Below are 25,696 nucleotides of genomic sequence, written 5' to 3'. Positions count from 1 at the left end.
GGACAAGAACCGGAACAAGCACAAGCGTCGAGTCGTCCCGCACACCGCACTGCCGGACTGCCGGACTGCCGGACGACCCGCCCCCCCGAATCATCCGTCACACAAGGAGACCCCGACCCCCCGTGTTCGTAGCGCTGCGAGACCTCGTCTTCGCCCGAGGGCGATTCGCCCTGATGATCGTCACCGTCGTGCTGATCACCGCGCTGGTCGGCCTGGTGTCCGGGTTGACCGTCGGGCTCGGCCGGGCCAACACGTCGGCCGTAGACGCGCTGCCGGCCGATCGGCTCGCGTTCGCCGCGCCCGCGTCCGGGGAGGGCATCTCGTTCGCGGACTCGGCCGTGGACGAAAGCCAGTGGCGGCGCTGGGCCGAGCAGCCCGGGGTGCGCTCGGCGGCGCCGCTGGGCATCGCGATGACCCGGCTCGGCGTCGGCGAGCGCACCACTGCCGCCGCCGCGTTCGGCGTCGAGCCCGACGGGCCGCTCGCGCCGAAGGCGTTGGCACCGGGCACCGTCGTCCTGTCCCGGCCGCTGGCCGACGCCCTCGACGTCGGGGTCGGCGCCCGGCTCACCGTCGGCGCCGACACGTCGCTGACCGTCGCCGCCGTGGTGTCCGGGTCCTCGTACAGCCACGCGCCGGTGGCCTGGACCACCCTGGCCGACTGGCAGCCGCTGCGCCCGGGCCCGCAACGCGGCGGGCCGCACGCGACGGTGATCGCGCTCGATCTGGCCGGCGCGCACACCTCGGCGGCCGACCGGGCGATCGGTACCAAGACCACCTCGATCGACGACGCCAGGAGCGCGATCGGGTCGTTCACCGCCGAGAACGGGTCGCTGCAACTGATGCGCGGCTTCCTGTTCGCGATCTCGGCGCTCGTGGTCGGCGCGTTCTTCACGGTGTGGACGATCCAGCGGGCCGGCGACGTCGCGGTACTCAAGGCGCTCGGCGCACCCACCGGCTATCTGCTCCGGGACGCGCTCGGCCAGGCGTTCGTGGTGCTGCTGGTGGGAACCGCCCTGGGTACCGGCGCCGCCGCGCTGTTCGGCGCGGTCGCGCCGGCGGGCGTGCCGTTCGTCGTGGACGCGTCCACCACGCTGTTCCCGGCGGCCGTACTGATCCTGCTCGGCATGGTCGGTGCCGCCCTCGCCATCCGCCGGGTCACCGCCATCGACCCGCACACCGCGCTGAACAACACCCGATGAACACCGGCACCGGCGAACCCGTGAAGCACTCCGCGAAACGCTCCGAGAGGCACCCCGAGAGGCATCCGATGCACCCGACCCACCCCTCCCCCGGTCTGGAACTCGCCGACGTCACCCTCACCTACCCCGACGGCGAATCCCGGCTGACCGCCCTGGACCGGGTATCGCTGCGCGTGCCACCGGGCACGCTGACCGCCGTGGTCGGGCCGTCCGGGTCCGGCAAGTCCAGTCTGCTCGCCGTCGCCGCGACACTGACCCGGCCGGACGAGGGCCGAGTGCTGATCGCCGGTGCCGACGCCGCGACGCTGTCCGCCGCCGAACGCGCCCGGTTGCGCCGGACCACGATCGGGATCGTCTTCCAACAGCCCAACCTGCTCGCGTCGTTGACCTGCGTCGAGCAACTCCAGGTGATGGCGCACCTGGCCGGACGCAGCGCCCGTCGAGCCCGCGACCGAGCCCTGGACCTGCTCGACCGGGTGGACCTCGCGAAGCACGCCGAACACCGTCCGCACCGGCTGTCCGGCGGCCAACGGCAACGCGTGAACATCGCCCGGGCCCTGATGAACGAGCCGAGCGTGCTCCTGGTCGACGAACCCACCAGCGCCCTCGACCACGAACGCGGCGCCGCGATCGTGGCGTTGCTCGCCGAGCTGACCCGGGCGGACGGCACGGCCACCGTCCTGGTCACCCACGACCACAGTCATCTGCCGTACGTGGACCACGCGTCGGAGCTGATCGACGGCCGACTGAACGCCCTCGCCACCCACCCGGACGCCATGACCCACTGACCCGGACACCTCGGCCCACCCACGCAGGCACCTCGGCCCACCACCCGGCAACCGAAACCGCTCCGCCCGCCTAGACCCCCGCCTCCGGCCGCCACACACTCGACCCGGATCGCCCCTGTTCCCCCACCCGCTGCCCGGCCCGCTCCGTATCCGGCCGCCACGCACTCGACCCCGTCGACGTCCCCGGCAGGCTCGGCGAGCCCGGTCCGTCCGGACCGCCGGGAATCACCGGCCAGTTCGGGTCGACCACCGCGCCGCCCTCCGGATTCCGGCGATCGAAGTACTGCTGGAGCGAAGCCGCCTGCTCCGCGTACCAGCGGCTCTGCTTCTCGTGCAGCGCGGACAGCGAATCGGCGGCCAACTCCGGGAAGCGCGCGCCCAGATCCTGCGCGAGCAACAAACACGCGAGCGCGTCCCCGTCCGCGGTGTGCGCGTCGGTGAGCACCACCTCGTAGAACGCGCTGGTGGCGGCCAGCGTGCGCTTGCCCTTGCGGTAGCGGTCCAGTTGCTTGTCGATCACCAGTGGGTCGATGATCGGTGCGGTGTACGGGAGTTGCGGCAGATTGTGGCGGTGCAACTCCGTCTGCAGGATGGTCAGGTCGAACGGCGCGTTGTAGATCGCGACCGGGGTACCCGCCGCGAGGTACTCGGCCATCGCCGTACCGATCTCCGCCAGACACAGGGCGGGCGCACGCCCCTCCGCCCGGGCCTGCTCGGTGGCGATCCCGTGGATCGCGGTCGCCTCGGCCGGAATCTCCCGCTCGCCCGGGTCGAGCAGCCAGGACCGGCGGGTGCCGGCCGCGTCGACCAGCGCGGCGGTGACGATGAAGTCCGTGTGCGGGTCCACACCGGACGTCTCCACGTCGAACGCGGCCATCGGCCCGCGATGCCAGCCGTCGTGATTGCCGCGGGGCGGCGCGGCGGGCTTGGGCTCGCCGCAGGCCGCGCAATACGTCACCCATTTACCGTCGTTGCGCACCAACAGGCCGTCGCCGGCCTTGACGTAGGTCGTGCAGGTGGCACAGGTCGCGCCGAACTTGTTCGTAGCCATGGAGTGCTCATTTCCGATCGCGGATCAGATTCACCTCGTCACTGCGCGAAACGCTAGTGCCCGGGTACGACGCGATCCGCGCGCCGGGTGGCCAACCGGCGCAACAACGGGCGTTCGGCGGTGGTCCACGCGGTGCTGGTGAGCAGATACAGGCCGGCCGCGAGCGGCACGACGGCCGCGGTGAGCACCGTGCCGAACGGCATCCAGCGCACGAATGCGGGCGCGTCCGGGACGGCCGACGCAGCGCGGTGCTGCAGGTACGCCACCCCCGCGATCAGGGCCAACAGGCCGACGAGCACCGGGGTGTGCGCTCCGCCGAGCCCGGTCATCGGGTGCAGGCCGAGCGGCGCGCCGGCCAACGTGTGCTCCAACAGGTCGTGGTCGCCGCTGAACAGACGGTAGGTCAGGAACAGGAACGGCAGGCCGGCCAGCGCCGGCAGGATGCCGGCGAACATCGAGGTGCCGGACTGCCGGTGCAACGCCACCAGTTCGCTCCCGAGCCGCTGCGGGTCCTTGGCGTGCTTGGCACGCAGCCGACGGACCTCGGGGGCGAGCCGGGCACGGGCCACCTCGGCCCGGGCCTGCGCGTAGCCCAGCGGAACGAGGGCGAGCCGCACGCATGCGGTGAACACGACCACGGCACCGGCCACCGAACCGGTGCCGAGCAGCGGCGCGAGCGCGTCCGCGAGGGTGAGCAGGACGTCGTGCGCGACGCCGAGAACAGGGATGCCGAACATGGAAGGGCCTTCCGTGACGCGGGAATCAGGGCTGCGTCAGGCGGCGTGCGCAAGTTCCGGTACGGATACCGAACCGTCGAAACCAAGGCCGATTCCTCGGAACGAGGGCCGAACCGTCGGACCGGGCACCGAATCCTCGGACCGAGGATCGAACCTTCCGAACGAAGGGCCGAATCGTCGGACCGCAAATCGGGCTCAGCAGGCCGCCGGGCCCGTTCCCGGTGCTCGCGGCCGCGCTCGGCCCGGCCCGTCGGGATCACGGGAGGGCAGAAAGGCCAGCCGATCGGCCTGTTCGCGCAACACCGCGCCACGCACCCGCGCCCGCTCGGCGAACGGCGCCCACGAAGCGGTGCAACCGGCCAGCGCGAGCACCACGGTCACCGCGACGGCGACCAGCCCGGGCAGGGCCCCGTCCACGAACATCCCGAACCCGACCAGCGCGAGCAACGTCGCGAACAGCGACGTCGACGCGGTGGCGGAGTTCGAGTGCATGAGCGGAATCCTAATCCACCCCACACCGAACCCGTGCGGCGACCGAAATCCGGCGACCGATCCCGTCGACCGATCCACGCCCTCCACGCCGGCGGTCAAATTCACGCTCACCGCCCCCGTCCACCGATCCACGCCCGCCGACCCCGACGGCCGATTCACGCCCCATCCACTCCGGCAAACGATCCATGGTGAGCCCGGACACACGTTCGTGCCAGGATGACCCCCGTGCGCGTGCTGCTAGGGGACGGCTTCGGAGTGACGTCACGTCAGATCGCGATGGCGATCGGGCGATCAGGGCAGGACGTGGCGGTGCTCGCACCGCCCGGTCGGCCGGTTCTCGGCCGCCCGCGGTCGGTGTCGGTGGTGCACGAGGTACCGCCCTTCGGCGCGGACCCCTGGGCGTGGCTGGCCCGAACCGAGGCGGTGCTGCGCGCCGAGCCGCACGAGGTGCTGCTGCCCACGAACGCACACGTGGCGGTACTCGCCCGCGAGCCGGAGCGCATCACCGCGCACGGGGTGGCCCTGGCCGTACCGCCGTTCGCCGCGCTGCGCCGGGTCGCGGATCGGGCGTCGGCGGCGAACACGCTCACCGAGATCGCGATGCCGCAGCCGGCCGGGACGGTGGTGGTGCACACCGCCGAGGAGTTGCGCCAGGTCGCCGACCCGCCGCTCCACGTGAAGACGCTGCCGGCCGCGTACCGGGTCGAGCGACGCGAGCAACTCCTGCGACTGGCCGACACGTTGGAGCAGGACGGCGCCTTCCTGGACGGCGCCGGCGTGCTGGTGCAGGAGCCCGCCGACGGCCCGGTCCTGTCCGCCCAGGCGGTCTTCGAGCACGGCCGGCTGGTCGCGGTGCACGCGTACGAACACCTGCACGGGAGCGCGGTCCGACGCAGCGTGGTGCTGCCCGAGGTACGCGAGCAGATCGCGATGCTCGGCGGCCACCTCGGCTGGCACGGCGGCCTGTCGCTGGACGCGGTGCGGACCGCGCACGGCCCCGCCTGGCTCGACGTACGTCCCTATCTGACCGAGCCGGGCAACGCCGCCGCCAGTGGCACCGACCTGGTCGCGGCGCTGATCGCGGTCTCCCGAGGCGAGGCGCCGGCGTCGATGCCGTGGGGTCGTCCGGACGTACGCACCCGGCAGGCGCCCGGCGCACTGACCAGCGCCGCCCGCGCGGGCCGGCGTCGGGCCGGCCGCGAACTGGTCCGCGTCGTGCTGCGCCGCGGTCCGTACCGGGACGCGGTCGAGGAGGCCCTGAGCCTGCGTCGCGAACCGCGCCGAATCGGCGGCGCACTCCTGCTGACCACCGCCCTGCTGACCGCTCCCGGCCGCACCCTGGCCCGGATCGACGCCCGGGAGACCCGCGAGGCCCTGTCCCCCACCGCCTGGCGTCGAATCCTGGCCGGCCCCCCGCCGCGCGTGCCCTGACCGACCACCGCACGCCACCCGAGGGCGACTTTGCCACCGGGCGCCCTCACCCCAACAGCGACTCCACCAGCGCCCGTACCGACAACACGAACAGCCGATCACCATCGGTGACGTTGCTCAGGCTCGCCGCCAGTTCCGGGTCCTCGATCGCCAACTCGCCCCGCCAGTGATCCACCGCCGGCGGTTCGGCCGCGCTGTTCTCCAGGGCCCGCTCCAGCATCACGAAGCCGGCGATCTGGTACTGCACCGCCTGTACCGCCTCGCCCGCCCGTGCGCCGTGCAGCCCGGCCGCCGTCATCTCGTGCACGAGCGCCTTGCGGGCGGGCAACATCATCACCGATTCCAGACCGCGCTCGCGGACCAGACCGACCAGGTGCGGGCGGTCCAGGATCATCCGCCGACACGATCGAGCGATCGACACCACCCGCTCGACCGGCGTGCTCCCGTCCACCGAGATGGCGCCCATGTCCGCGATCACCCGGTCCACCAATTGATCCACCAGCACGTCGCGGTTGCCCACGTGCCAGTAGATCGAGGTGACGGCGACGCCCAACTCGGCGGCCAGCTTGCGCATGCTGAGGTTCTCGATACCGGATTCCATGACCAGACGCATGGCGGTGTCGAGCACGGTGTCTCGCGTGATCCTGTCCATCACGTCCCATTCTCGCGTCCGGACCGGCCCGCCCGATACACGGGCAACCGCGCCGAAGGTCTTTACCTCGCCGACCCACCGGTGTAACAGTGTTACAGAGCAACCAACACCACTGCGCACGGAACCGCGGAACCGGCGAGCCCGCCGGTGCGCGCGCAGCCCTCGCACGAGCGGAAGAGGTGAGGTACGTGGCACGCATTCGATACGGCGCCCGGCCGGCGGAGACGCTGAAGAAGTCCTCCCGGGAACGGTCCAGCCTCCCGGAGATCTGGTCCACCGGTGTGATGGCGATCTGGGAGACCGACCCCGAGGTGATCGCGGCGATCCTGCCGCCGCCGCTGGTCCCCGCGGACCGGCCCCTGGTGCGGGTGAACATCTCCGGCTGCGACATCAACGGCTACCCGCTCGGCGCGGGCGCGGTCGCGGTCCGCTGCAAGCACGGCGACATCGAGGGCGACTACACGCTCACCATGCCGATGACCACCGAGCGAGCGGTGATCGGCGGTCGCGAGGTGTTCGGCGAGCCGAAGAAGCTGGCCGACGTCAAGGTCGAGCGGGACGGCGACCGGGTCGTGGCCACGGTGAACCGGATGGGCGTCACCTACGTCGAGGTGCGCGGCACGGTGGTCGAGGAACTGGCCACTCCCGAGCCGCGACAGACGCTGAGCTTCTATTACAAGTTCCTGCCCGCCGTGGACGGCGACGGCTTCGACGCCGACCCGATGCTGGTGCACGTCACCCGCAACGAGCGCACCCGCACCGCCCACCGCCTGGACGGCGAGGTGATCCTGCGCGATTCGGACTTCGACCCGGTCGCCGACCTGCCGGTGCGCAAGCTGATCTCGATCACGCTCAGCGAGCGCACCTCGGACCAGCAGGGCTTCGTCGCCGAGCACGTCAAGGCCGACCTGGTGCTGCCGTACATCCACCAGCGCTACGACGACGTGCAGCAGATCACCGACGACCCGCCGCCTGCCGCGAAGTAGCCACCCCGGCAAGGCAATACGGGCCCGGGCAGAACAGGCCGGGCCAAGCCACGGCAGAGCAGCGCAAGGCGGCAACGACAACAAGGGATCGTGACACATGCTGCAGGAATTCGACGGCAGAGTCGCCGTCGTCACCGGCGCCGCGAGCGGCATCGGACTCGCGATGGCCGAGCGGTTCAGCGCCGAGGGCATGAAGGTCGTGCTCGGCGACATCGAGCAGGGCGCGCTGGACAAGGCCGTCGCGCGGATCACCGAAGCGGGCGGTGACGCGATCGGGCACATCGTGGACGTGTCGGTGCGCGAATCGGTGTTCGGGCTCGCCGACGCCGCGTTCGAGCACTTCGGCGCGGTGCACGTGCTGTGCAACAACGCCGGGATCGGCTCGGGCTCCGAGGGCAAGATGTGGGAGCACGACCCCAAGGACTGGGACTGGTGCTTCGCCGTCAACGTGTTCGGCGTCTTCAACGGCATCCAGGCGTTCGTCCCGCGCATGCTCGCGCAGAACACCCCCGGCCACATCGTGAACACCTCCTCCGGCGACGGCGGCATCGCGCCGCTGCCGAACGCGTCGGTGTACGCGACCACCAAGGCCGCGGTGGTGACCATGACCGAGGCGCTGTACGCCCAACTCGGCCAGGTGCGCGCGCAACTCGGCGCGTCCGTGCTGTTCCCCGGCCCCAAGATGTTGCGCACCGGCCTGTGGGAGTCCTACCGCAACCGGCCCGAGCGGTTCGCCAAGTCGGTGCCGCGCAAGACGCCGTACAACACGCTCGACGCGTGGGAGAAGGCGATGCGCGACTCGGGGCAGGAGATCGAGTTCACCCCGGTCGAGTCGGTCGCGGCCGACGTGCTCCAGGGCATCCGGGAGAACCGGTTCTGGATCATGCCGGCCAGCGAGCACAGCGACGGACAGATCACCGCGCGGTCGCAGAGCATGCTCGCCCGCAGCAACCCCTCGTACCTCGAAACCTTCGTCCTGGACAAGTGAGTGACGATGACCGAAAACACCGAGCAGAGCAGCCAAGCCGACCCGAGCGAACTCACCACCCCTTACACGATCATCTCCTCCGACACCCACGCCGGGCTGCCGACCGAGCTGTATCGCGACTACCTCGCCACGAAACACCACCCCGCGTTCGACCGGTTCATGTCCGAGCGCGAGGCCCAGCTCAAGGCGATCACCGACCTGGGCGTGCGCAACGAGGACTTCGCGGCGAACTGGTTCGAGACCAACGAGGAGGTGCTGCGCAGCGGTTGGGAAGTGGACCGGCGCGACCTGGAGTTGGACAAGGACGGCGTGGTCGGCGAGGTGATCTTCCCGGACGCCGACGCGGTCGAGTCGCGTACCTGCGTGCCGTTCGGCGCGGGTCTGGGCCTGTCCGGCGACATGGATCCGGAGCTGGGCCTGGCCGGCGCGCAGGCGCACAACCGCTGGCTGGCCGAGTTGTGCAAGACCAGCCCGGAACGGCGGCGCGGGGTCGCGCTGATCCCGATCACCGCCGCGATCGAGGACGTGCTCGCGGAGATCCGCCGGATCAAGGCGGACGGCCTGGGCGCGGTGATGATCCCGGCGATGTGGATGAACCAGACGCCGTACCACGACCGCAGATACGACCCGGTGTGGGCGCTGTGCGAGGACCTGGAGCTCCCGGTGGTCACCCACTCGGGTCCGGCCGACCGCGAGGCGTACGGGAACCACCTGGGCATCTACGTCACCGAGGTCACCTGGTGGCCGTCCCGGCCGTTGTGGTTCCTGCTGTGGTCCGGCGTGTTCGAGCGCTTCCCGCGGCTGCGGTTCGGGGTGACCGAGGCGGGTTGCTGGTGGGTGGGCAATCTGCTGTGGTTCACCGACCGGTTGCTGTTGGGCTCGCGTGGGGCGGCCAAGTTGGCCGGCTTCGAGGAGATCAAGCTGCTCCCGAGCGAGTACTTCGACCGCAACTGCTTCATCGGCGCGTCCAACACCAAGCGGCGCGAGATCGGCATGCGCTACGAAATCGGTGTCGGCAACATCTGCTGGGGTAACGATTTCCCGCACCCCGAGGGCACCTGGCCCGAGACGCTCAACATCCTGCGCAAGACCTTCTCCGACGTCCCGATCGCCGAGACGCGGGTGATGCTCGGCGAGGCGGTCGCGGATGTGTACGGCTTCGACCTGGCCGCCCTCAGGCCGCATGCCGAGCGGGTCGGGGTCACCCCCGCGACACTCGGTCAGGTGAACGAGGACGGGTCGGCGAAGGACCTGACGACCAAGTGGGCCGCCGCCGCCGAGATCGGCCGGCACTGGCTCACCGGACACGACACGGGCGCCGCGATCAACCCCAACGCGGAAGCCCTGGAGGTCTGATCCCCCATGACTGACAGCACCACCCCGCTCCCCGTCCCGAGCGGCCCCCCGACCGGTGACCACCCCGAGCGGTACACGGTGATCTCGGCCGACTGCCACGGCGGCGGCGAGATCCACGGCTACCGCGACTACCTGCCCGCGCGCCTGCACGCCGAGTTCGACACCTGGGTGAGCGGCTACGAGATTCCCTACGAGGACCTCAAGGGCGATCTGGGTCCGCGCAACTGGGACTCCGACCGACGCATGCGCGACCTGGAGGCGGACGGGGTGGTGGCGGAGGTCGTCTTTCCCAACACCGTGCCGCCGTTCTTCCCCAAGCCCTCGCTCACCGACCAGCCGCCGGCCGCGAACGCGGGCGATCTGGCGCTGCGTTGGGAGGGGCTGAAGGCGCACAACCGCTGGATGGTCGACTTCTGCGCGGCGACGCCCGGACGCCGGGCGGGCATCGTGCAGATCATGCTGCACGACATCCCGGCCGCGGTGGAGGAGATCCGCTGGGCCAAGGAGGCCGGGCTCACCGGCGGCGTACTGCTGCCCGGTACCCCGCCCGGTTCCGGCCTGGTGCCGATGTTCGACTACGCGCACTACGAGCCGTTGTGGCGGGTGTGCGAGGAGTTGGGCATGCCGGTGAACCACCACACCGGCTCGGCCGCGCCGCCGGCCGGGGACACCGACGTGGACAAGGTGGTGTTCCTGACCGAGGTGTCCTGGTGGGCGCACCGCGCGTTCACCCACCTGGTGGTCTCCGGCGCGATGGATCGCCACCCGGAGCTGCAGTTCGTCTTCACCGAGCAGGGCACCGCCTGGATCCCGGAGGAGACCCGGCGGCTGGACTACTACTGGCACCGGATGAGCACCGCGGTCGGCTCGCAGGAATACGAGTGGGGCAGCGCGCTGGTGGGCCGGATGGACCTCAAGCCCAGCGAGTACTGGGCCCGGCAGTGCCACGTCGGGGCCAGCTTCCAGCGCCCGGCCGAGGCCAAGCTGCGCTACCAGGTGGGCGTGGACCGGATCATGTGGGGCAGCGACTACCCGCACAAGGAGGCCAGCCATCCGTTCAGCCGCGAGGCGCTGCAACTGACCTACAACGGCATCGACCCGGTCGAGGTCGCGGCCATGGTCGGCGGCAACGCGGCGAAGTTGTACGGCTTCGACCTGGCGGCGCTGGCCCCGATCGCGGCGCGGGTGGGCCCCCGGGTCGACCAGGTGTGGGCACCGCTGGCGGCCGAGGACATCCCGGTCGGCGCGGACAAGTGCCCCGCGTTCGTGGGCGCGCTGAGCGTCAAGCCGTAACCGCGGCCACCCGGCGGCGATCCCGGCGTCCGAGATCGGAACCCATCGTTTCGATCCGGTCGACGCCGGGACCGCCGCGATGTCCGGGCGGGCGGGCCAACCGTGCGGGTGTGACGCCTTGCACAGGGCTTCCAACCGTCGAGCGGGCGATTTTTCCGGTGCATCGAGTCCGCACGCTTTAGAGTCCGAGCCATGACTCGACCGGACTGGGCTCCAGAGCACATCGACATCACGCGCGCCAGCGTGGCCCGCGTCTACGACTACGCACTCGGCGGCGCGCACAACTTCGCGGTCGACCGCGAGGCCGCCGAACTGGTCACCCAGGCGATGCCCGAGCTGCGCGACGTGCTGCGCGGGAACCGGGTGTTCCTCACCCGCGCCGTGCACCACCTGCTGGATCTGGGCATCCGGCAGTTCCTGGACCTGGGCTCGGGCATCCCGACGGTGGGCAACGTGCACGAGATCGCGCACAAGGCCGATCCGGACGCGCGGGTGGTCTACGTGGACAACGACCCGGTCGCGGTCGCGCACAGCCAGGCCCTGCTCGCGAACAACCCGAACGCGACGGTCGTGGGCGCCGACCTGACCGACCCGGCCAAGGTGATCGATTCGCCCGAGGTGCGCAGGCTGATCGACTTCTCCCAGCCGGTCGGGGTGCTGGTCGTGTCGGTGCTGCACTTCCTCCCCGACGAGGCGGACCCGGCGGGCGTGGTGCGCCGGTACATGGACGCGACGGTGCCCGGCAGCCACCTGGCCCTCTCGCACGCGCACCGCAGCGAGGAGCGCCCGGCCGGAATGGATCGTGCGCTCAGCGAGTACTCGTCCAACGTGCAGAAGATGCACGCCCGTTCGCACGACGGCATCCTGGCCATCTTCGGCGGCCTGGAACTGTTGCCCGCCCGCCTGGTCCCGGTGGACGTGTGGGGCCCCGAGGGCCGGCTCGGCGACCCCGAGGTGAAGCTGCCTCAGTTGGCGGGCGTCGCGGTCAAGGCCCGGGCGGCCGGCACCGGGTTGTAGAACTCGCGCTGGCCGACCACCAGACCCTCCCGGAAGGCCAGCACCACGATGTAGGTGTTCGCGTAGGCGCGGTCGGTGGGCCTGGCCCGCCCCTCGCCGGTGAACTCGACGATCACGGTGTCCGGGTCCACGCAGTCGTGGACCCGGGTCACCGTCAGGCGCAGCTCGAAGATGCCGAGCGCGACCTTCAGATAGGCGTCCACCGTGTCCCGGCCCTCGATCCGCACGGGCGGGTCGGCGTAGGGGAATTCGAGCACCACGTCCGGGTGGTAGCAGGCCACCTGGGCGCCCCGGTCGCCCGCGCTCACCGCCGCGAGCAGCCGCTCGGCGATCCGCACGTGCCGTGCGCGGGCCTGTTCGACATCACTGGATTCCATGGCCGCAGCCTGACCCACAACGGCCGACGAAGGAAGATCGATCACCACCGACAGCGCGGATCGCCGGCGCACCGGGAAGCCGCCGCCGCCTCCGCATCAGGCGGTCGCCGGTCGTCCCTCCCAGGCCGGCACCGCGCGGGTCTCCGGCAGCGCCGAGAAGCACGCCACGCTGAGCACCGAAGCCGCCGCGAGATAGGCCGCGACGCTCCACGGGGTGCCGTCGCCCCGGGCCAGTTCGGTGGCCACGATCGGGGTCAGCGCGCCCCCGAGGACGCCGCCCAGGTTGTACGCGGTGGACGCGCCGGTGCACCGCACGCGCGGTTCGAACAACTCCGACAGGTACGTGCCGACCACCGAGAACATCGTGATGAAGGCGATCAGCGTGCCCAGGCAGGCCAGCGTCATCCACATCGGCTCACCGGTGGCCAGCAGCCCCAGCATCGGGAACGCCCACAACCCCATCGCCGCACAACCCGCCACGCACAGCGGCTTGCGCCCGTACCGATCACCCAGCAACGCGAACAACGGCGTGGCCGCGGCCTTGCCCACCACCGCGACCATGATGCACGCGAGCATCGTGGTGCGCCCGACCGCCAGCCTGTCGGTGGCGTAGTGCAGCGACCACGTCGTGGTCAGGTAGAAGCCCACGTAGCCGCAGGTCAGCGCCCCGGCGACGAGCAGGATCAGCCGCCAGTGCCCGCGCACCACCTCGGTGAAGGGGCTCGCCGACAACTCGTTCGCGGCGGCCAGTTCGACGAACGCCGGGGTCTCCTCGATCGAGGCGCGCAGCAGCAGCCCCAGGCCCGCGAGCACGCCGGCGAACAGGAACGGCACCCGCCAACCCCACGCCTGGAACTGGGCCTCGGTCAGCGCCCCCGACAGGGTCAGCATGATGCCGTTGGCGAGCAGGAACCCGATCGCGGGACCCGCCTGCGGGAAGCTGCCCCACAACGCCCGGCGTCCCGGCGGCGCGTGCTCGGCCGCCAGCAACACCGCGCCGCCCCATTCGCCGCCGACCCCCAGCCCCTGGCAAAAACGCAGCAGCACGAGCAGGATCGGCGCGGCCAGGCCGATCCGGTCGTAGGTGGGCAACAACCCGACCAGCACGGTCGCGGCGCCGGTCAGCAACAACGAGCCGACCAGGACCGGACGCCGCCCGCGCCGATCGCCCAACCGACCGAACAACACCGAGCCCAACGGCCGCGAGACGAAGCCCACCGCGTAGGTGGCGAATGCCGCGAGGGTGCCCGCGATCGGTGAGAAGCCGGGAAAGAACAGCGGCCCGAGCACCAGGGCCGCGGCCGTGCCGTAGACGAAGAAATCGTAGAACTCGATCGAGGTGCCGGCGAAGGACGCCGCCGCGATCCGGATCATGGAGACATTTCGCGTCACACCGGCCCAACGATCGGGTGGGGGGTGTGGTCACCCGTGCGGGCGTCACCCGTCCGGGGCGGTCTGCCGAGCCTTTCCGTGCGGGTCGCGCTGCCCGGGGGTGCGGGCCTCGCCCAGATCCGCGAGCCACGGCGCGCCCGCGTCGTCGCCCACATGCCCCAGCGCCCAGGCCGGGTTCTGGCACATCGCGGTCTGCACGATCTGGGTGCCCGGCAACGTCACCGGCCAGCACAGCAGATGACCGGCCAGCCACCAGAACTTGCCGAGCACCGCGACCGAGAGGTCGTCCTCGCCCGGCGGCCGGTCCCGATACTCGTGCCGGTACCAGGTACGCACCACCTGCGGCCAGGTCTGCTCGGCGATCACCGTGCCGTCCCGATCGCGCAGCGGCCCGTTGCGAAAGGACACGTCCCGGGCGATCCGGTGGGTCACCCGCAGGCCCAACGCCCGCCGCACCGGCGTGAGCACGATGGTCACCGCGCCGCACACCGACCAGGTCAGCATGGACGGCCACAGGCCGAACACCAGGAACAGCACCGCGCCGGCGACACCGAGCGGCAGGCCGACCGCGCGCACCGCGACCGGCTCCGCGTAGACCTTGAGCGGGGTGATCGGGACCCGGAAGACGGTGTCGGGCGTGCCGGCGTAGCGCGACTCGTCGAAGTCGAGCGCGCGGGCCCGGCGGTGGGTCCGGGTCTGGAACCAGGGCAGCGACAGGGACAACACCGCGCCGGCGACACCGAGTACGAACCAGGGCAGGGACAGCTCGGGCAGTTCCATCGCCACGTCCCCCTTCGTGCGCGTCGATGTCTCCACGGTCGCCCATGGCGACCCCCGGGCGGAAGAGCACAGGCACGACAAGTGGCAGAAAATGTGCGCCTTCGCCCACGTCGGCATCGATCACCCGTACCCGTCACCGCCCGGCACCCGGCCCGACACCCGCAGGCCGCCCGGGCGTCACCGTCGGCGGAAGCCGGTCACCCCGTGGATCCGGGCCAGGTGTTGGCGCAGCGTGGACACCCGCGGGTGTTGCGGGCCCAGGCGGTGCTCCTGCTCGGCCAGCAGCGGCACCAGCACGCTCTCGGACTGGTACGGGTCGCCCAGCGCGGCGAGCAACAACCCGATCCGCTCGCGCAGGTCGAACCCCTGGTACACGTCGGCGTCCGGGACTCGTCGATGCAGGTCCAGCAGTCGCCGGTACTCCCCCAGCGCGGCGGGCAGTTCGCCCAATTCCTCCAGGCACGCCGCGACCTGTCGGCCGTACTCCATCGCCTCCGCGTCGGTCGGCCCGCCGGAAGCCGCGAACACCCCGGCGAGGTACTGCAACTCCGGGAGCGCGCGCCGGAACCGACGGTCCGCCAGCAACGTGTCGGCGAGTGCCTGACGCAACCCCAGGACGAGCGGGTCGTGTTCCCCGTGCCGGGCGATGGCGACCGGCAGGGCCGCGCCGAGCACGTCCACGGCCTGGGTCAACGCGCCCTCGCCGAGCAGCCGATTGGCCTCGTCCAGCGCGCTGCGCACGTCCGGCGTGGGCGGCGCGGCGGAGGGCACCGCGGCCCAGTCCGGATCCGGGCGCGGCGGGTACGCGGCGGGGCCGGCGCTCATCGCCCAGGGCGCCGCCGGCCGGTCGGGCACCGCCGCGCGTACCGGCCCCGGCAGCCCCGGCAGCGGCTGCGGCGCGGCCGGGAAGCGCAGCGGGCGGGTCGGGTCCATCGGCGCGGTCGGCGCCAGCGCGTCGCCGCTGCCCACCGGCAACAGCGGCGCGAGCAGTCGGTAGACCTCCTGCGCGTTCGCGGGCCGCTGATCGGGCTGCTTGCCCAGCAGGTGCAGCACGAGCCGGTCCAGCCCGGCGGGGATGTCCGGGCGCCGGGCGCCGAGCGGCTCCGGGGTGCCGTTGAGGTGTCCGAGCATCACCGAGGCCATCGTCGGCCCGGCGAACGGCGCCTGTCCGGCCAGCATTTCGTAGAGCAGGCAGCCGAGCGCGTACAGGTCGGTGCGCGGCTCGACGATGCCGTTCATCTGCTCGGGCGCCATGTACGCGGGTGAGCCCGGCATCGCCCCGGTCGTGGTCAGCTTGGTCGACTCCGGGTCGAGCACCGCGGCCACACCCAGGTCGAGCACCTTGACCGTGCCGTCCCGGCGGACCATCACGTTGCGCGGCTTGAGGTCGCGGTGCACCACCGGCACCGCGTGCACCGCGGCCAGCACCGAACAGATCTGCGCGGCCACCGCGACCGCCCACTCCCACGGCACCGGTTGGTTCTCGGCGATCAGATCGGCCAGGTCGCAGCCGTCCAGGAGCTGCATCACCAGATACAGCTCGCCCTCGTCGGCGCCGCCGTCGAACACGGTGACCAGGCCCGGGTGGTCGATGCCCGCGGTGACCCGGCATTCGCGCAGGAAGCGTCGTTCCATCGCGCCGCGGTCGCCGGCGGTGTCCACCAGGTCGGTGCGCAGCAGCTTGACCGCGACCCGGCGCTGGAGGGTCTGGTCGTACGCCTTCCAGACCTGCCCCATGCCGCCGCGACCGATCGCCGCGGACAGTTCGTAGCGGCCCGCGATCACACGTCCGGGAATGCTCATCGAGGTCCTCCGGGATTGCCGCCGTCCTGCTCGCGCAGCCGTTCGCTGAGGCCCTGCAACCGGGCCCGGGCCCGCGCGGCGGGATCGTCGAGGGGCGGCGGCCCGGCGGCGGGCGGCGGAGCGACCGGCCCGCGCGAGTCGGCGGGCCCGACGGGCGGGGCGGGCCGGAGGTACCCGGGCGGGGCCTGCGGCGGCGGCGCCGGACGGTAGGGCATCGACTGCGGGTGCGGACGCGGGTGCGGCCCGACGGGCCCCTGCTGCCACGGCGCGTAACCGGCCTGCGGGTGCGGCTGGTGCCCGCCCATCGCCTTGGCCCAGCGGGCCGACCTGACGCACCACCAGATCGGCACCGCGACCATCAGCACGAGCAGCATGATCGTCCCGACGTCGTCCAGGATCGTCTGCGGTTCGGGCCCGCCCAGCGCCTCGCGCGCGGCCTTCTCGTCGTCCGTCTCGCTGCCCACGGCCAGGCACACGAAGGCGAGGACCACACTCACCGCGACGCCCGTCAGGACCACCCAGTCCCAGCGCCTGCGGGTGCGAACTCCGGCCACGAGCGGGAGGATCCAGGACAACAAGCCGATCGAGACGAACGCGAGCGCGGCGAGCCCGATCAGCCCGAACCAGTGACCGGCGGTACCGCGTCGACCGGGCACCGGATCGCGCGACGGACCTTCCATGTTGTGTGACTCCCGAGGCTGTGGGACTCCCGAGGCCGGCCGACTCCCCGCACGGGGTGAATCGAATGCCGCGTCCGCACCCGGTCTACCGGGAGTCGCGGGCAATGAACCGGGAGACGGCGTGCCGGAAGCCTATCGGCGGGACCGACCGGCCGGCTGCCGACCTGGAAAGCGGGACACCGGCACCGACGTCGGGTCGCCGGCCGGGCGCGCCGGCCTCGCCCGGCGACCCGCGGCACACCGCGTCGCGCCGCGCCCGAGGCCGCCCGCACGCACCCGGCGGGACGCACCGGGCACACCGAGGGGTACCGTGCTCGGGTGTACCGCTTCCTGCTGACCCCGCGCTGGATCGCGATGGCGCTGCTCGTCCTCGTGCTGGTCCCGATCATGGTCGAGCTCGGCTTCTGGCAGTTCCACCGGCACGAGCACAAGGTCGCGCACAACGACCTGATCAGCGCCAACATCGAGCGCAAGCCGGTGCCCGCACAGGAGCTCCTCGCGGTGGGCCGCAAGTTGCCCGGCGATCTGCAGTGGCGCCGGGTCACGGCGACCGGCAGGTACGACACCGAGCACGAGATGCTCGCCCGCAACCGCTCGCAGGACGGCGTCCCCGGTTTCTATGTGGTCACCCCGCTGATCACCGCCGACGGTCGGGCGCTCCTGGTCGATCGCGGCTGGGTGAAGAACCCGGCCACCGCCACCGACCGACCCGAGGTGCCGCCGGCGCCGACCGGTCAGGTCACGGTGACCGGTCGGCTGCGTCCGGACGAGACCCGCAAGGACTCCGGCATCCGCGATCTGGCGCTGCCCGACGGCCTGGTGATGCGGATCTCCGGCTTCGAACTGGCCGCGAAGCTGCCGCACCCGATCCTCGGCGGCTATGTCGAACTCACCGAGCAGACCCCGATGGCCGCGAAAGCGCCGGCGCTGATCCCGGAACCGGACGACGAGGACCTGGGCCCGCACCTGGCCTACGCGGTCCAGTGGTGGATCTTCGCGTTCGCCCTGGTGGCGATGCTGGTCAAGCTGGTGCGCAGCGAGGCCAAGGAGCTGGAGAGCGAACTGGCCGCGCTGGACGAGGACACCTCGGCCGCCTCGCCCGAGGAACAACCGGCCAAGGTCTGACCGGCGGCGCCCCGGGCCGCGAGCGCGGTCACAACCCCTCGACCAACTCCGGGAGCACGTCGCCGATCGGCTCGCGGATCACCGCGTCGGCGACCCGGTCGTAGGGCGTCTCCCCCGCGTTGACGATCACCAGCTTGGCGCCCGCCTCCCGGGCCACCCGACACAGCGACGCGGCGGGCTCGACCTGGAGCGTGGTGCCGATGGCGAGGAACACGTCGCCGATCTGCGCGGCGATCGCGGCCCGCTCCAGCACCCCGTGGTCCAGCCCCTGGCCGAACATGATCGTCGCGGTCTTCTGGATCCCGCCGCACCGCACGCAGCGCGGGTCGTCCTCGCCCATCGCCACCCGCTCCAGGGCCGTGTCCAGGGTCGTGCGCGCGTCGCAGTCGGTACACACCACGTAGAACATGGTGCCGTGCAGCTCGATGATCTTCTCCGGGCCGGTGCCCGCCCGCAGATGCAGGCCGTCCACGTTCTGGGTGATCAACGCGTTGAGCCGACCGGCCCGTTCCAGCGCCACCAGCGCGGCGTGACCCGCGTTGGGCCCGGCCAGGCGCGCGGGGTTGTCCCGGCGCAACAACCACGAACGGCGGCGGATGTCCTCGTCGCCCATGTAGTAGCCGTAGGTGACCAGCTTCTCCGCGTCCGGGTCCTTGGTCCACACGCCCTGCGGGCCCCGATAGTCGGGAATGCCGGAGTCGGTGGAGATGCCCGCGCCGGTGAGCACGGTCACCCCGTCGTCGGCCGCCCGGATCCACTCCCGCACCACATCGATCTGCTCGGTCATGCCCCCGAGGGTAACGACCGGCCGACCTGATGACCGGTCAATTACCCCGCGTGGGGGCCGACAGCGGGCAGGATGGGGGCATGGATCTAGGACTGCGCGATCGCGTATATCTGGTCACCGGCGGCACCCGCGGCCTCGGCCTCGCCACCGCCCGCGCGCTGGTGGACGACGGCGCCCGGGTGGTGGTCACCGGACGGGACGAAAAACGCGCGGCGGAGGCCGTCGCCGAACTGGGCGGCCCCGAACAGGCGCTGGGGATCGCCGCCGACAACGGCGAGAGCGGTACCGCCGAACGGCTGGTCGCCGCGGCGCTGGCCCGATTCGAGCGGCTCGACGGGGCGTTGGTGAGCGTCGGCGGCCCGCCCGCCGGGGCGATCACCGCGATCGAGGACGACCAGTGGCGGGACGCGTTCGAGTCGGTGTTCCTGGGCGCGGTCCGGCTCGCCCGGGCCACCGCCTCGGCGCTGGGCAACGGCGGTTCGATCGGCTTCGTGTTGTCCTCGTCGGTGCGCCAACCGATCCCCGGGCTCGGCGTCTCCAACGGCCTGCGCCCGGGCCTGGCGATGGTGGCCAAGACGCTGGCCGACGAGCTGGGCCCGCGCGGCATCCGGGTGTTCGGGCTGCTGCCCGGCCGGATCGACACCGACCGGGTGCGCGAGTTGGACGGCCTGAGCGGCGACGCGGAGGCGAGCCGGACCCGGCACGCCCAGTCCATCCCGCTGGCCCGCTACGGCACTCCGGAGGAATTCGGCCGGGTGGCCGCGTTCACCCTGTCCCCGGCCGCGTCCTACCTGAGCGGCGTGATGATCCCGGTCGACGGCGGCCTGACCCGCTCGCTGTGACCCGACGTGGGCCCGGAAGCTGAACCCGAAAGGGCCCGGGACACCCGTCCCGGGCCCACGAGCACGTCCTAGTCCAGATGCCGCTTGGGCAGGCCCCGGCTGGTCCGCAGGGTCAGCACCGTGGGCAGCGTGGACAGGCCCACCGCCTCGCGCGCGTTGGGCAACACCCGATCGCGCACCGCGCTCAGCAACGCGCGTGGTTCCGCGCCCGGTTCGGCCCGGACCAGGACCCGCAGCGTCGGGCCGTGCCGACGGCGGACCAGGTGCGCCGAGATGTGTTCGATGCCGTCCACGTAGGACAGGTCGTCCTCGATCGCGTCGGCGAGCGCGTTCCCGGTCACCGTCAGGGTGTCCGCCTCGTCGCCCACCATGCCGAAGCCGGTGCCCAGCCCCGACGGGCCGTCGCCGGCCCCGGCCGTGGTGTCGCGCACCCGGAGCGACCGCACCGGCCGCCGGCCGAACTGGGCGATCAGCCACCACAACGCGAGCAGCAGGAGCAGTCCCGGCGCACCGAAGGCGACCCACCACCACCAGCCGTGGTCGGTCAGCCGCTCGGCCTGACTGGTGGTGATGAACGGCTTGTCCGCCGTGTGCACCAGATCGGGATACCAGCCCCGGCCGCGCGCGGCGAGCCCGAGCCCGCCGCCGATCAGGCCCAGCCCGACCAGGAAGAGCAGGATCCGGTTGGTCACCGTACGCATGCCCGCCTCACCTCCCGCTCACCGGCTGCAGGCGCAGATCCACCCGCGGCACCCGGGCCAGCGTGAGCGCGTTGGCGCGTTCCTCCAGCCGTTCGATCAACTCGTCGTGCAGATCGTCCGGATCGCGGAAGTGGTAGTCCACCCGCAGCACCGCCTTGCGTCGACCCATCCGCACCCGCGCGTCCAACACGCCCGAGGAGGCCAGCGCGGTGTGCCGCAGGAACGAGGCGGCGGTGCGCCTGGTCATGTAGACGGTCATCGCGTCGCCCGGCGAGCGCAGCCGCAGCAGACTGCGCCGGCCCGGGGTGAGCGCGAGCAGGATCAGCCACAGCCCCAGCACCGCGGCGATCAGCCCGGCGATGATGGTCGCGTCGTCCCGCCACACGTGCGTCTGGGCGCGCTCCAGCAGGTCGCGGGACCAGCGCGGGGCCCGGTCGATCCGGGCCGTCACCCCGATGTACAGCGCGGTGCCCGCGACCCCGCCCACGAGCAGCGCGACCAGCCCGGCCGGAAAGCCGCGCGGCGACCAGGCTCGGCGTACCTTCGCGCCGTCACCCCAGTCGTCGGTCGTACCCGCCGACGTCTCGGCCGGCGAGGCACCCGAGGGCGCCTCCGGCGCAGCCTCCAGGCTCACTCCACTCTCCTCTTGCCGTGCCCCCCACGGGTCAACCGGCCGACCGTCACGTCCACCCGGACCACCGGCATGCCGGTCAGGTATTCCACGTCGGCGCGCACCCGTTGCCGAATGGTCCGAGCGATCTCGACCACCGGCCCGGGATAGGGCACGTCCACGTCGAGGTTGACCGTCGCGTGGTCGTGGTGCATGGTGGCGCCCGCCCGCGGGGCGCGCAGCACGGTGTCCGGCGCGGCCTCGGTGGTGGCCGCGCGCGCGGCACGGGCGGCGATCTTCTCCACCACGCGCCCGCCGATCTGCAACACTCCGCGATGCGCGGCCGGCGCCAGGCCCTCCGCCGGTACCGCGCGCATCAGCGCCGCCGGTTGCGCGAGCTGAACAACTCGCCGAGGTCCAGGTCGCCGTCCAGGAAGCGGCCGACCAGGAAACCGACCACCCCGAGCGCGGCGACCAGGAGAAAGGCCCCGAACCCGCCGAGCGCGGCGGCCAGGCCGAGGGCCATGCCGACCAGCAGGCCGACCATGGGTGTAGTCATTGGCGAACGACTCCTCACTGAACCGACCATTGGTTGTTGTCGACGGTTGTCGTCGACGCCCGTCGGGTCGGGTGCCGAAGGGCCGTACGGATTCCGCCGAGCCGCCTCGCACCCCGCCCGCTACTCGACGCGCGGGTTGTTGCGCCGTCGATGCCGCTCCGCCAACTGCCGCCAGAGCCGCCCCGGCAACCGGCCGCGGCGGTAGACCGTGGTCTCCGCCGCGGCCCCCGAGCGAACCGGCGCCGGTGGCCCGGCCGCGTCGATCAGCGCTCTGAACCGCTCCAGCCCGGCGACGAATTCCTCCGGGTCACCCCCCCGGTCGGGATGACTCGCGCGGATGAATTCCCGGTACTCGCGCAGCAGTTGTCGCCGCGCGTCGTCGCCGGGCCCGACCATCACTGAAGCTGGCGCTCCTTGGAGTCGTCTCCGTCGTACTCGATGTGGATGTCGTCCACCGCGATGTTGACCTCGACCACTTCGAGCGCGGTCATCCGCTCGACGGAGTCGATCACATTCTCTCGGACCGCTTGCGCCAATTCGGCGATGGGCACGCCGTAATCCACCACGATGTTGAGATCCACGGCACACTGCCGCTCGCCCACCTCGACGCTGACACCCTGCGCGACGTTGGGCTTGCCACCCGGGATGCGCTGACGCACCGCGCCGAACGCTCGGGCGGCGCCCCCACCGAGCGCGTACACGCCCGGGATCTCCCGGGCGGCGATGCCCGCGATCTTGGCGACCACGCCGTCCGCGATGGACGTGCGGCCCTTCTCGGTGGCCAGCCTGACGACCTCCGTGGAACGAGCCCCGCCCGCCGGCGAACGCTCCTCGTCCTTCTGGAGCGCCTGCGTGCCGGTCTTGCTCTGGGTCGTTGTGTCCGCCATCGGCGCACTTCCTTCCTCGACTGCCCGAACCATGCGACCGGAACCCCACTCGGTCCCGCCTGTCATCGGTGCCCCTTGCCGGGTTCACCACACCTGTACGACACACACACCGGGCGAACGTCACGCGTCGTTCGGAGGATGTTTCGCGGAATCCGACGCTATCCCGCCGGGCGGTTCCCGGGCCGCATCCGGACCCGCGCCTCGCCGTGGGGTGGCGGTTCTCGTGTTGTGCCCTCGCGCGCAGTACCGTCGCCGGGTTGGGACGAGGAGGGAAGCCGATGGCCGACGAGGCCGAGCTCGACGAGGGCACCCTGGTGGTGCGGGCTCAAGAGGGCGACGCCGAGGCATTCGAGGTGCTGATGCGTCGGCACGGTCGTTCCCTGTACACGCTCGCGTTGCGCATCCTGGGACGCCCCACGGACGCGGAGGACGCGGTCCAGGAGGCGTTCATCAGCGCTTGGCGTCGCCTGCCCGGGTTCCGTGCCGAATCGTCGTTCCTGACCTGGATGTATCGCATCGTCACCAACCGCGCGTTGAACATCGCCCGGACCAGACGGCCCACGGTCGGCCTGGACCAGGTGCCGGATCGGGCGATAGAGCAGATGGCGGACAATCCGGAGCGACGGGCGGAGGGGTCGGCGGCGCTCAAGGCGCTTCAGGAGGCGATGACCACGCTCACCGAGGAGCAGCGCGCCTGTTGGGTTCTGCGCGAGTTGCACGGGCAGAGCTACGACGAGATCGCGGCGGCCGTGGGCATCGGGGCGAACGCGGTCCGAGGCAGGATCTTCCGAGCACGACAGACCCTGGCGGAGGCGATGCGGCCGTGGACGTGACGAACGAGGCGGGCGACGTGCCCGAGGCACTGCGGCTGCCGTCCGCGGCGGAACTGCTCGCGACGACCCGGCACGACCGGACACCGGCCGGGTCGGCGGACGCCGAGCCGGATCCGAACCTGCTGCCGTGCGGGCGAGATCCCGAGGCGGTGCTCGAACACGCCGCCGCGGGCGGGTCGGACGAGCACGAGCGCTCGTGTCCCGAATGCCAGGCGCTGCTGCGCGACCACTCGGTGCTCGACCAGGTCACCCGCGAATGGGCCGAGTTGCCGGTCCCGGTACCGGACGACCTGGGCGTGCGGGTGATGCGCCTGGTCCGGGCCGAGTTGCACACCGGCCGGCTGCTGCCGCTGGGCGAGCCGGACGAGCAGTTGACGCTGACCGAGAGCGCGGCGGCGCGTACGCTGCGCGCGGCGGTGGACGCCGAACCCGGTGTGCAGGCCCGCAGTTGCCGGATCCGGCCGTACGAGAACCGGGCGGGCGCGGCGGTGCCGGGACCGGTCACCGTGCGGTTGTCGGTCGGCGTGCCCTACGGCGAACCGATCCACGCGCTGGCCGATCGGCTGCGCGAGCGGGTGCGCCGGGCCGCGAGCGAACGACTGGGGTTGGAAGTGGCGAAGGTGGACGTGGACGTGGTGGGCCTGGAGTCGGCCGCCGGGGACCGGGAGGCGAACCGATGAGGCAGCCCGCGACGCGCATCTCGCGCGAGATGTCCATCCTGGCCCGGACCACCGCCGGCAGCGCGGCGCTGACCGTGCCGGGCGTGGTGGACCTGCAACCGGGCCTGCTGGACGCGGTCGCCCAGGTCTCGGGCGGCCTGATCCAGGGCCGGGTCCCCGGGGTGACCACGCGCGTGCTCGACGGAATCCTGCACGTGGACGTGCAGTTTCGCGCGGCGGCGGACCATCGGGTGCTGGACGTGGCCCGCGAGGTGCGCGCGGCGGTCACCGCCGAGGTGCGCCGGCAGACCGGGCAGCAGCGGGTGGTCGTGCACATCCTGGTCACCGACGCCGGGGTGTGAGCGGCCCGCTCGCCGGCGCCCGCGCCGGGGTCGGGCTCAGGCGTGCGCGAGGCTGTACGAGGGCCGCTCGTTCAGGCCGGCCGGATCGTGTCCGGGCAGGTGGCCGTAGGCCCCGATGATGCCGCCGATCTCCTCGGTGGCGGTCAGCGGGCCGGTCGCGTCGGCGGCCCTGGGCACCCGTCCGTGGCCGATCAGTTGCAGCCACTTGTTCAGGGGCAACCGGGCCCGCTCGTACACCTCCAGGGCTTCGACCGGATCCCGGTACGAGACCAACGAGCGGGCCAGCACCCGCGCGTCGACGATCGACTCGGACGCGCCGCCGAGCACGTAGGGGTACATCGGGTGGGCCGCGTCGCCGAGCAGGGTGACCCGGCCGAACGACCACTGGTCCAGCGGCGGTCGGGTCACCAAGGGATAGCCCGAGGCTTCGGTCGGCGTCCTGACCATCGCGCCGACGTCCGCGCCGGCGATGCTCCAGCCGCGGAAGACCCGGGTGAGCCGGCGCAGGTCCGCGGGCCCGTTCCAGCCGGTGTCGCCGAGCTCGCCGGCCGATTGCCGATCGGGCAGCTCCGCGAGCCAGTTGGTGAGCGTGGTCCCGTCCCGGGGGTCGATCGGCTTGATCGGGTGCGCCATGAAGCGCGCCTCGCCGTGGGCGGTCATGATCATCGTGTGCCCGTCGGCGAACGGCGCACAGCGGGTGGTGCCACGCATCAGGATGCGCGGCTGCGCGACCGGGGAGCCTTCCTGCGGCAACAGCGTCGCGCGGGTCGCCGAGTTGATCCCGTCCGCCCCGATCAGCACGTCGGCCCGCTCCTGCCAGGGCCGCTCCGCGCCGTCGACAAAGTACGCGGTCACGCCGTCGTCGTCCTGGTCGAACCCGGTCAGCCGCGAGCCCGTGCGCACCGCCGAGCGCCCCAGTCGCTGGTAGACCGCGCGCAGCAGGGCGACCTGCAACTCGCCGCGGTGCACCGACAGATGCGGCCACAGGAAGCCGGCCCGCTGGCCGCGCGGCGCGAGCACCACGCGCTCGGCCGCCCGGTCGGGATAGGCCACGCCGGACAGCGGCACACCCAGGTTGGCGATCGGGTGGTAGAGGTCGAGTTCGGCGAGTTCGCGCACCGCGTGGGGCAGGAGGCTGATCCCCAGCCCGAGGGGCCGGATTCTCAGTGCCGCGTCGATCACCGTCACTTCGGTGATGCCCGCGTCGTACAGGCTCAGTGCCACAGCCAGTCCACCTATGCCGCCACCGGCGACGAGAACACGCACGTAGAAGCCCCTCTTGCCAACCACCTGGAATATCAACACACTA

Annotated in this window: 30 protein-coding genes; 13 read left to right on the top strand and 17 right to left on the bottom strand. The window is 72.0% G+C overall.

Annotated elements, in window-relative coordinates; translation table 11 throughout:
- Positions 1-122 precede the first annotated feature (122 nt).
- Entirely contained in the window at positions 123-1,199 is a 1,077-nt protein-coding gene (locus tag ACFXMF_RS01620) for an ABC transporter permease (protein ID WP_379987976.1), read from the top strand.
- Positions 1,200-1,267: 68 nt separating this feature from the next.
- A complete protein-coding gene (locus tag ACFXMF_RS01615; protein ID WP_360305343.1) occupies positions 1,268-1,987 on the top strand; it encodes an ABC transporter ATP-binding protein in 720 nt (239 codons plus the stop codon).
- A gap of 70 nt (positions 1,988-2,057) precedes the next feature.
- Here ACFXMF_RS01615 and ACFXMF_RS01610 read toward each other — a convergent pair whose 3' ends face one another.
- The 3 genes from ACFXMF_RS01610 to ACFXMF_RS01600 form a co-directional block, all read right to left on the bottom strand.
- Positions 2,058-3,038, bottom strand: coding sequence for an exonuclease domain-containing protein (locus tag ACFXMF_RS01610; RefSeq protein ID WP_379987975.1), 981 nt, complete (start codon positions 3,036-3,038; stop codon positions 2,058-2,060).
- A gap of 53 nt (positions 3,039-3,091) precedes the next feature.
- Entirely contained in the window at positions 3,092-3,775 is a 684-nt protein-coding gene (locus ACFXMF_RS01605) for a YidC/Oxa1 family membrane protein insertase (RefSeq protein ID WP_379987974.1), read from the bottom strand.
- A gap of 195 nt (positions 3,776-3,970) precedes the next feature.
- Positions 3,971-4,267: a DUF6412 domain-containing protein gene (locus ACFXMF_RS01600; RefSeq protein WP_360305337.1), complete on the bottom strand. Its 297-nt coding sequence runs from the start codon at positions 4,265-4,267 to the stop codon at positions 3,971-3,973.
- Between the two features lie 225 nt (positions 4,268-4,492).
- On the opposite strand from ACFXMF_RS01600, the gene ACFXMF_RS01595 reads away from it, so the two are divergent.
- Positions 4,493-5,698 (top strand): hypothetical protein, encoded by a 1,206-nt coding sequence (locus ACFXMF_RS01595; protein ID WP_379987973.1) that lies wholly within the window; start codon positions 4,493-4,495, stop codon positions 5,696-5,698.
- Positions 5,699-5,744: 46 nt separating this feature from the next.
- Here ACFXMF_RS01595 and ACFXMF_RS01590 read toward each other — a convergent pair whose 3' ends face one another.
- The gene (locus ACFXMF_RS01590; protein ID WP_360305333.1) at positions 5,745-6,350 is read right to left on the bottom strand and encodes a TetR family transcriptional regulator; all 606 of its coding nucleotides are present in this window, start codon (positions 6,348-6,350) and stop codon (positions 5,745-5,747) included.
- Between the two features lie 188 nt (positions 6,351-6,538).
- Here ACFXMF_RS01590 and ACFXMF_RS01585 point away from each other — a divergent pair, with 188 nt between their 5' ends.
- The 5 genes from ACFXMF_RS01585 to ACFXMF_RS01565 all read left to right on the top strand — a co-directional run bounded on the left by ACFXMF_RS01585 (position 6,539) and on the right by ACFXMF_RS01565 (position 11,990).
- Positions 6,539-7,336, top strand: coding sequence for an acetoacetate decarboxylase family protein (locus ACFXMF_RS01585; RefSeq protein ID WP_360305331.1), 798 nt, complete (start codon positions 6,539-6,541; stop codon positions 7,334-7,336).
- A gap of 97 nt (positions 7,337-7,433) precedes the next feature.
- A complete protein-coding gene (locus tag ACFXMF_RS01580) occupies positions 7,434-8,324 on the top strand; it encodes an SDR family NAD(P)-dependent oxidoreductase (RefSeq protein WP_379987972.1) in 891 nt (296 codons plus the stop codon).
- Positions 8,325-8,330: 6 nt separating this feature from the next.
- On the top strand, positions 8,331-9,680 hold the full coding sequence (locus ACFXMF_RS01575) for an amidohydrolase family protein (protein WP_360305329.1): 1,350 nt from the start codon (positions 8,331-8,333) through the stop codon (positions 9,678-9,680).
- 6 nt (positions 9,681-9,686) lie between these two features.
- Positions 9,687-10,973 (top strand): amidohydrolase family protein, encoded by a 1,287-nt coding sequence (locus ACFXMF_RS01570; RefSeq protein WP_379987971.1) that lies wholly within the window; start codon positions 9,687-9,689, stop codon positions 10,971-10,973.
- Between the two features lie 192 nt (positions 10,974-11,165).
- Positions 11,166-11,990, top strand: a complete 825-nt coding sequence (locus ACFXMF_RS01565) for an SAM-dependent methyltransferase (RefSeq protein WP_360305325.1) — start codon at positions 11,166-11,168, stop codon at positions 11,988-11,990.
- Here ACFXMF_RS01565 and ACFXMF_RS01560 read toward each other — a convergent pair.
- The 5 genes from ACFXMF_RS01560 to ACFXMF_RS01540 form a co-directional block, all read right to left on the bottom strand.
- Positions 11,939-12,367: a nuclear transport factor 2 family protein gene (locus tag ACFXMF_RS01560; RefSeq protein ID WP_360305323.1), complete on the bottom strand. Its 429-nt coding sequence runs from the start codon at positions 12,365-12,367 to the stop codon at positions 11,939-11,941. The genes ACFXMF_RS01565 and ACFXMF_RS01560 overlap by 52 nt on opposite strands.
- A 96-nt stretch (positions 12,368-12,463) precedes the next feature.
- Entirely contained in the window at positions 12,464-13,741 is a 1,278-nt protein-coding gene (locus tag ACFXMF_RS01555; protein WP_379987970.1) for an MFS transporter, read from the bottom strand.
- Between the two features lie 63 nt (positions 13,742-13,804).
- Positions 13,805-14,539 (bottom strand): hypothetical protein, encoded by a 735-nt coding sequence (locus tag ACFXMF_RS01550; protein WP_360305319.1) that lies wholly within the window; start codon positions 14,537-14,539, stop codon positions 13,805-13,807.
- Between the two features lie 177 nt (positions 14,540-14,716).
- On the bottom strand, positions 14,717-16,342 hold the full coding sequence (locus ACFXMF_RS01545; RefSeq protein ID WP_360305317.1) for a protein kinase: 1,626 nt from the start codon (positions 16,340-16,342) through the stop codon (positions 14,717-14,719).
- Positions 16,339-17,022, bottom strand: coding sequence for a hypothetical protein (locus ACFXMF_RS01540; RefSeq protein ID WP_360305315.1), 684 nt, complete (start codon positions 17,020-17,022; stop codon positions 16,339-16,341). Before ACFXMF_RS01540 ends, ACFXMF_RS01545 begins: the two co-directional genes overlap by 4 nt.
- Before the next feature lie 318 nt (positions 17,023-17,340).
- Between ACFXMF_RS01540 and ACFXMF_RS01535 the strand changes: the two genes are divergently transcribed.
- A complete protein-coding gene (locus tag ACFXMF_RS01535; protein ID WP_360305313.1) occupies positions 17,341-18,147 on the top strand; it encodes an SURF1 family protein in 807 nt (268 codons plus the stop codon).
- A gap of 28 nt (positions 18,148-18,175) precedes the next feature.
- Here ACFXMF_RS01535 and ACFXMF_RS01530 read toward each other — a convergent pair whose 3' ends face one another.
- Positions 18,176-18,934 carry an NAD-dependent deacetylase gene (locus tag ACFXMF_RS01530; RefSeq protein ID WP_379987969.1) on the bottom strand — a complete coding sequence of 253 codons (759 nt, stop codon included), beginning with the start codon at positions 18,932-18,934 and terminating at the stop codon, positions 18,176-18,178.
- An 80-nt stretch (positions 18,935-19,014) separates the two neighbouring features.
- On the opposite strand from ACFXMF_RS01530, the gene ACFXMF_RS01525 reads away from it, so the two are divergent.
- Positions 19,015-19,776, top strand: a complete 762-nt coding sequence (locus ACFXMF_RS01525) for an SDR family oxidoreductase (protein WP_360305309.1) — start codon at positions 19,015-19,017, stop codon at positions 19,774-19,776.
- Positions 19,777-19,844: 68 nt separating this feature from the next.
- Here the strand turns inward: ACFXMF_RS01525 and ACFXMF_RS01520 are convergent, their stop codons facing one another.
- The 6 genes from ACFXMF_RS01520 to ACFXMF_RS01495 form a co-directional block, all read right to left on the bottom strand.
- The gene (locus ACFXMF_RS01520) at positions 19,845-20,477 is read right to left on the bottom strand and encodes a hypothetical protein (protein ID WP_360305307.1); all 633 of its coding nucleotides are present in this window, start codon (positions 20,475-20,477) and stop codon (positions 19,845-19,847) included.
- Positions 20,478-20,484: 7 nt separating this feature from the next.
- On the bottom strand, positions 20,485-21,111 hold the full coding sequence (locus ACFXMF_RS01515; protein WP_360305305.1) for a DUF6286 domain-containing protein: 627 nt from the start codon (positions 21,109-21,111) through the stop codon (positions 20,485-20,487).
- The gene (locus tag ACFXMF_RS01510; RefSeq protein ID WP_360305303.1) at positions 21,108-21,464 is read right to left on the bottom strand and encodes an Asp23/Gls24 family envelope stress response protein; all 357 of its coding nucleotides are present in this window, start codon (positions 21,462-21,464) and stop codon (positions 21,108-21,110) included. Before ACFXMF_RS01510 ends, ACFXMF_RS01515 begins: the two co-directional genes overlap by 4 nt.
- Positions 21,464-21,646 carry a hypothetical protein gene (locus tag ACFXMF_RS01505; RefSeq protein WP_078977717.1) on the bottom strand — a complete coding sequence of 61 codons (183 nt, stop codon included), beginning with the start codon at positions 21,644-21,646 and terminating at the stop codon, positions 21,464-21,466. The genes ACFXMF_RS01510 and ACFXMF_RS01505 overlap by 1 nt, the downstream gene beginning before the upstream one ends.
- A gap of 120 nt (positions 21,647-21,766) precedes the next feature.
- The gene (locus ACFXMF_RS01500; RefSeq protein ID WP_379992287.1) at positions 21,767-22,045 is read right to left on the bottom strand and encodes a hypothetical protein; all 279 of its coding nucleotides are present in this window, start codon (positions 22,043-22,045) and stop codon (positions 21,767-21,769) included.
- Complete coding sequence (locus ACFXMF_RS01495; protein ID WP_360305299.1) at positions 22,042-22,533, bottom strand: Asp23/Gls24 family envelope stress response protein; 492 nt, start codon at positions 22,531-22,533, stop codon at positions 22,042-22,044. Before ACFXMF_RS01495 ends, ACFXMF_RS01500 begins: the two co-directional genes overlap by 4 nt.
- 278 nt (positions 22,534-22,811) lie before the next feature.
- On the opposite strand from ACFXMF_RS01495, the gene ACFXMF_RS01490 reads away from it, so the two are divergent.
- Genes ACFXMF_RS01490 through ACFXMF_RS01480 form a run of 3 tightly spaced genes read left to right on the top strand, consistent with a single transcriptional unit; the run spans position 22,812 to position 24,387 of the window.
- Entirely contained in the window at positions 22,812-23,366 is a 555-nt protein-coding gene (locus ACFXMF_RS01490) for a sigma-70 family RNA polymerase sigma factor (RefSeq protein WP_360305297.1), read from the top strand.
- Positions 23,357-24,046, top strand: a complete 690-nt coding sequence (locus ACFXMF_RS01485; RefSeq protein WP_360305295.1) for an Asp23/Gls24 family envelope stress response protein — start codon at positions 23,357-23,359, stop codon at positions 24,044-24,046. Before ACFXMF_RS01490 ends, ACFXMF_RS01485 begins: the two co-directional genes overlap by 10 nt.
- Positions 24,043-24,387 (top strand): Asp23/Gls24 family envelope stress response protein, encoded by a 345-nt coding sequence (locus tag ACFXMF_RS01480; protein ID WP_379992288.1) that lies wholly within the window; start codon positions 24,043-24,045, stop codon positions 24,385-24,387. Before ACFXMF_RS01485 ends, ACFXMF_RS01480 begins: the two co-directional genes overlap by 4 nt.
- A gap of 36 nt (positions 24,388-24,423) precedes the next feature.
- Here the strand turns inward: ACFXMF_RS01480 and ACFXMF_RS01475 are convergent, their stop codons facing one another.
- Positions 24,424-25,653: an FAD-dependent monooxygenase gene (locus ACFXMF_RS01475; RefSeq protein WP_379992289.1), complete on the bottom strand. Its 1,230-nt coding sequence runs from the start codon at positions 25,651-25,653 to the stop codon at positions 24,424-24,426.
- Positions 25,654-25,696: the final 43 nt, after the last annotated feature.

Origin of the sequence: Embleya sp. NPDC059213 (assembly GCF_042754445.1) — a bacterium.
GTDB lineage: Bacteria > Actinomycetota > Actinomycetes > Streptomycetales > Streptomycetaceae > Embleya.
Note: the sequence above shows the minus strand (reverse complement) of the source record. Positions and strands in the feature narration are given on the sequence as shown.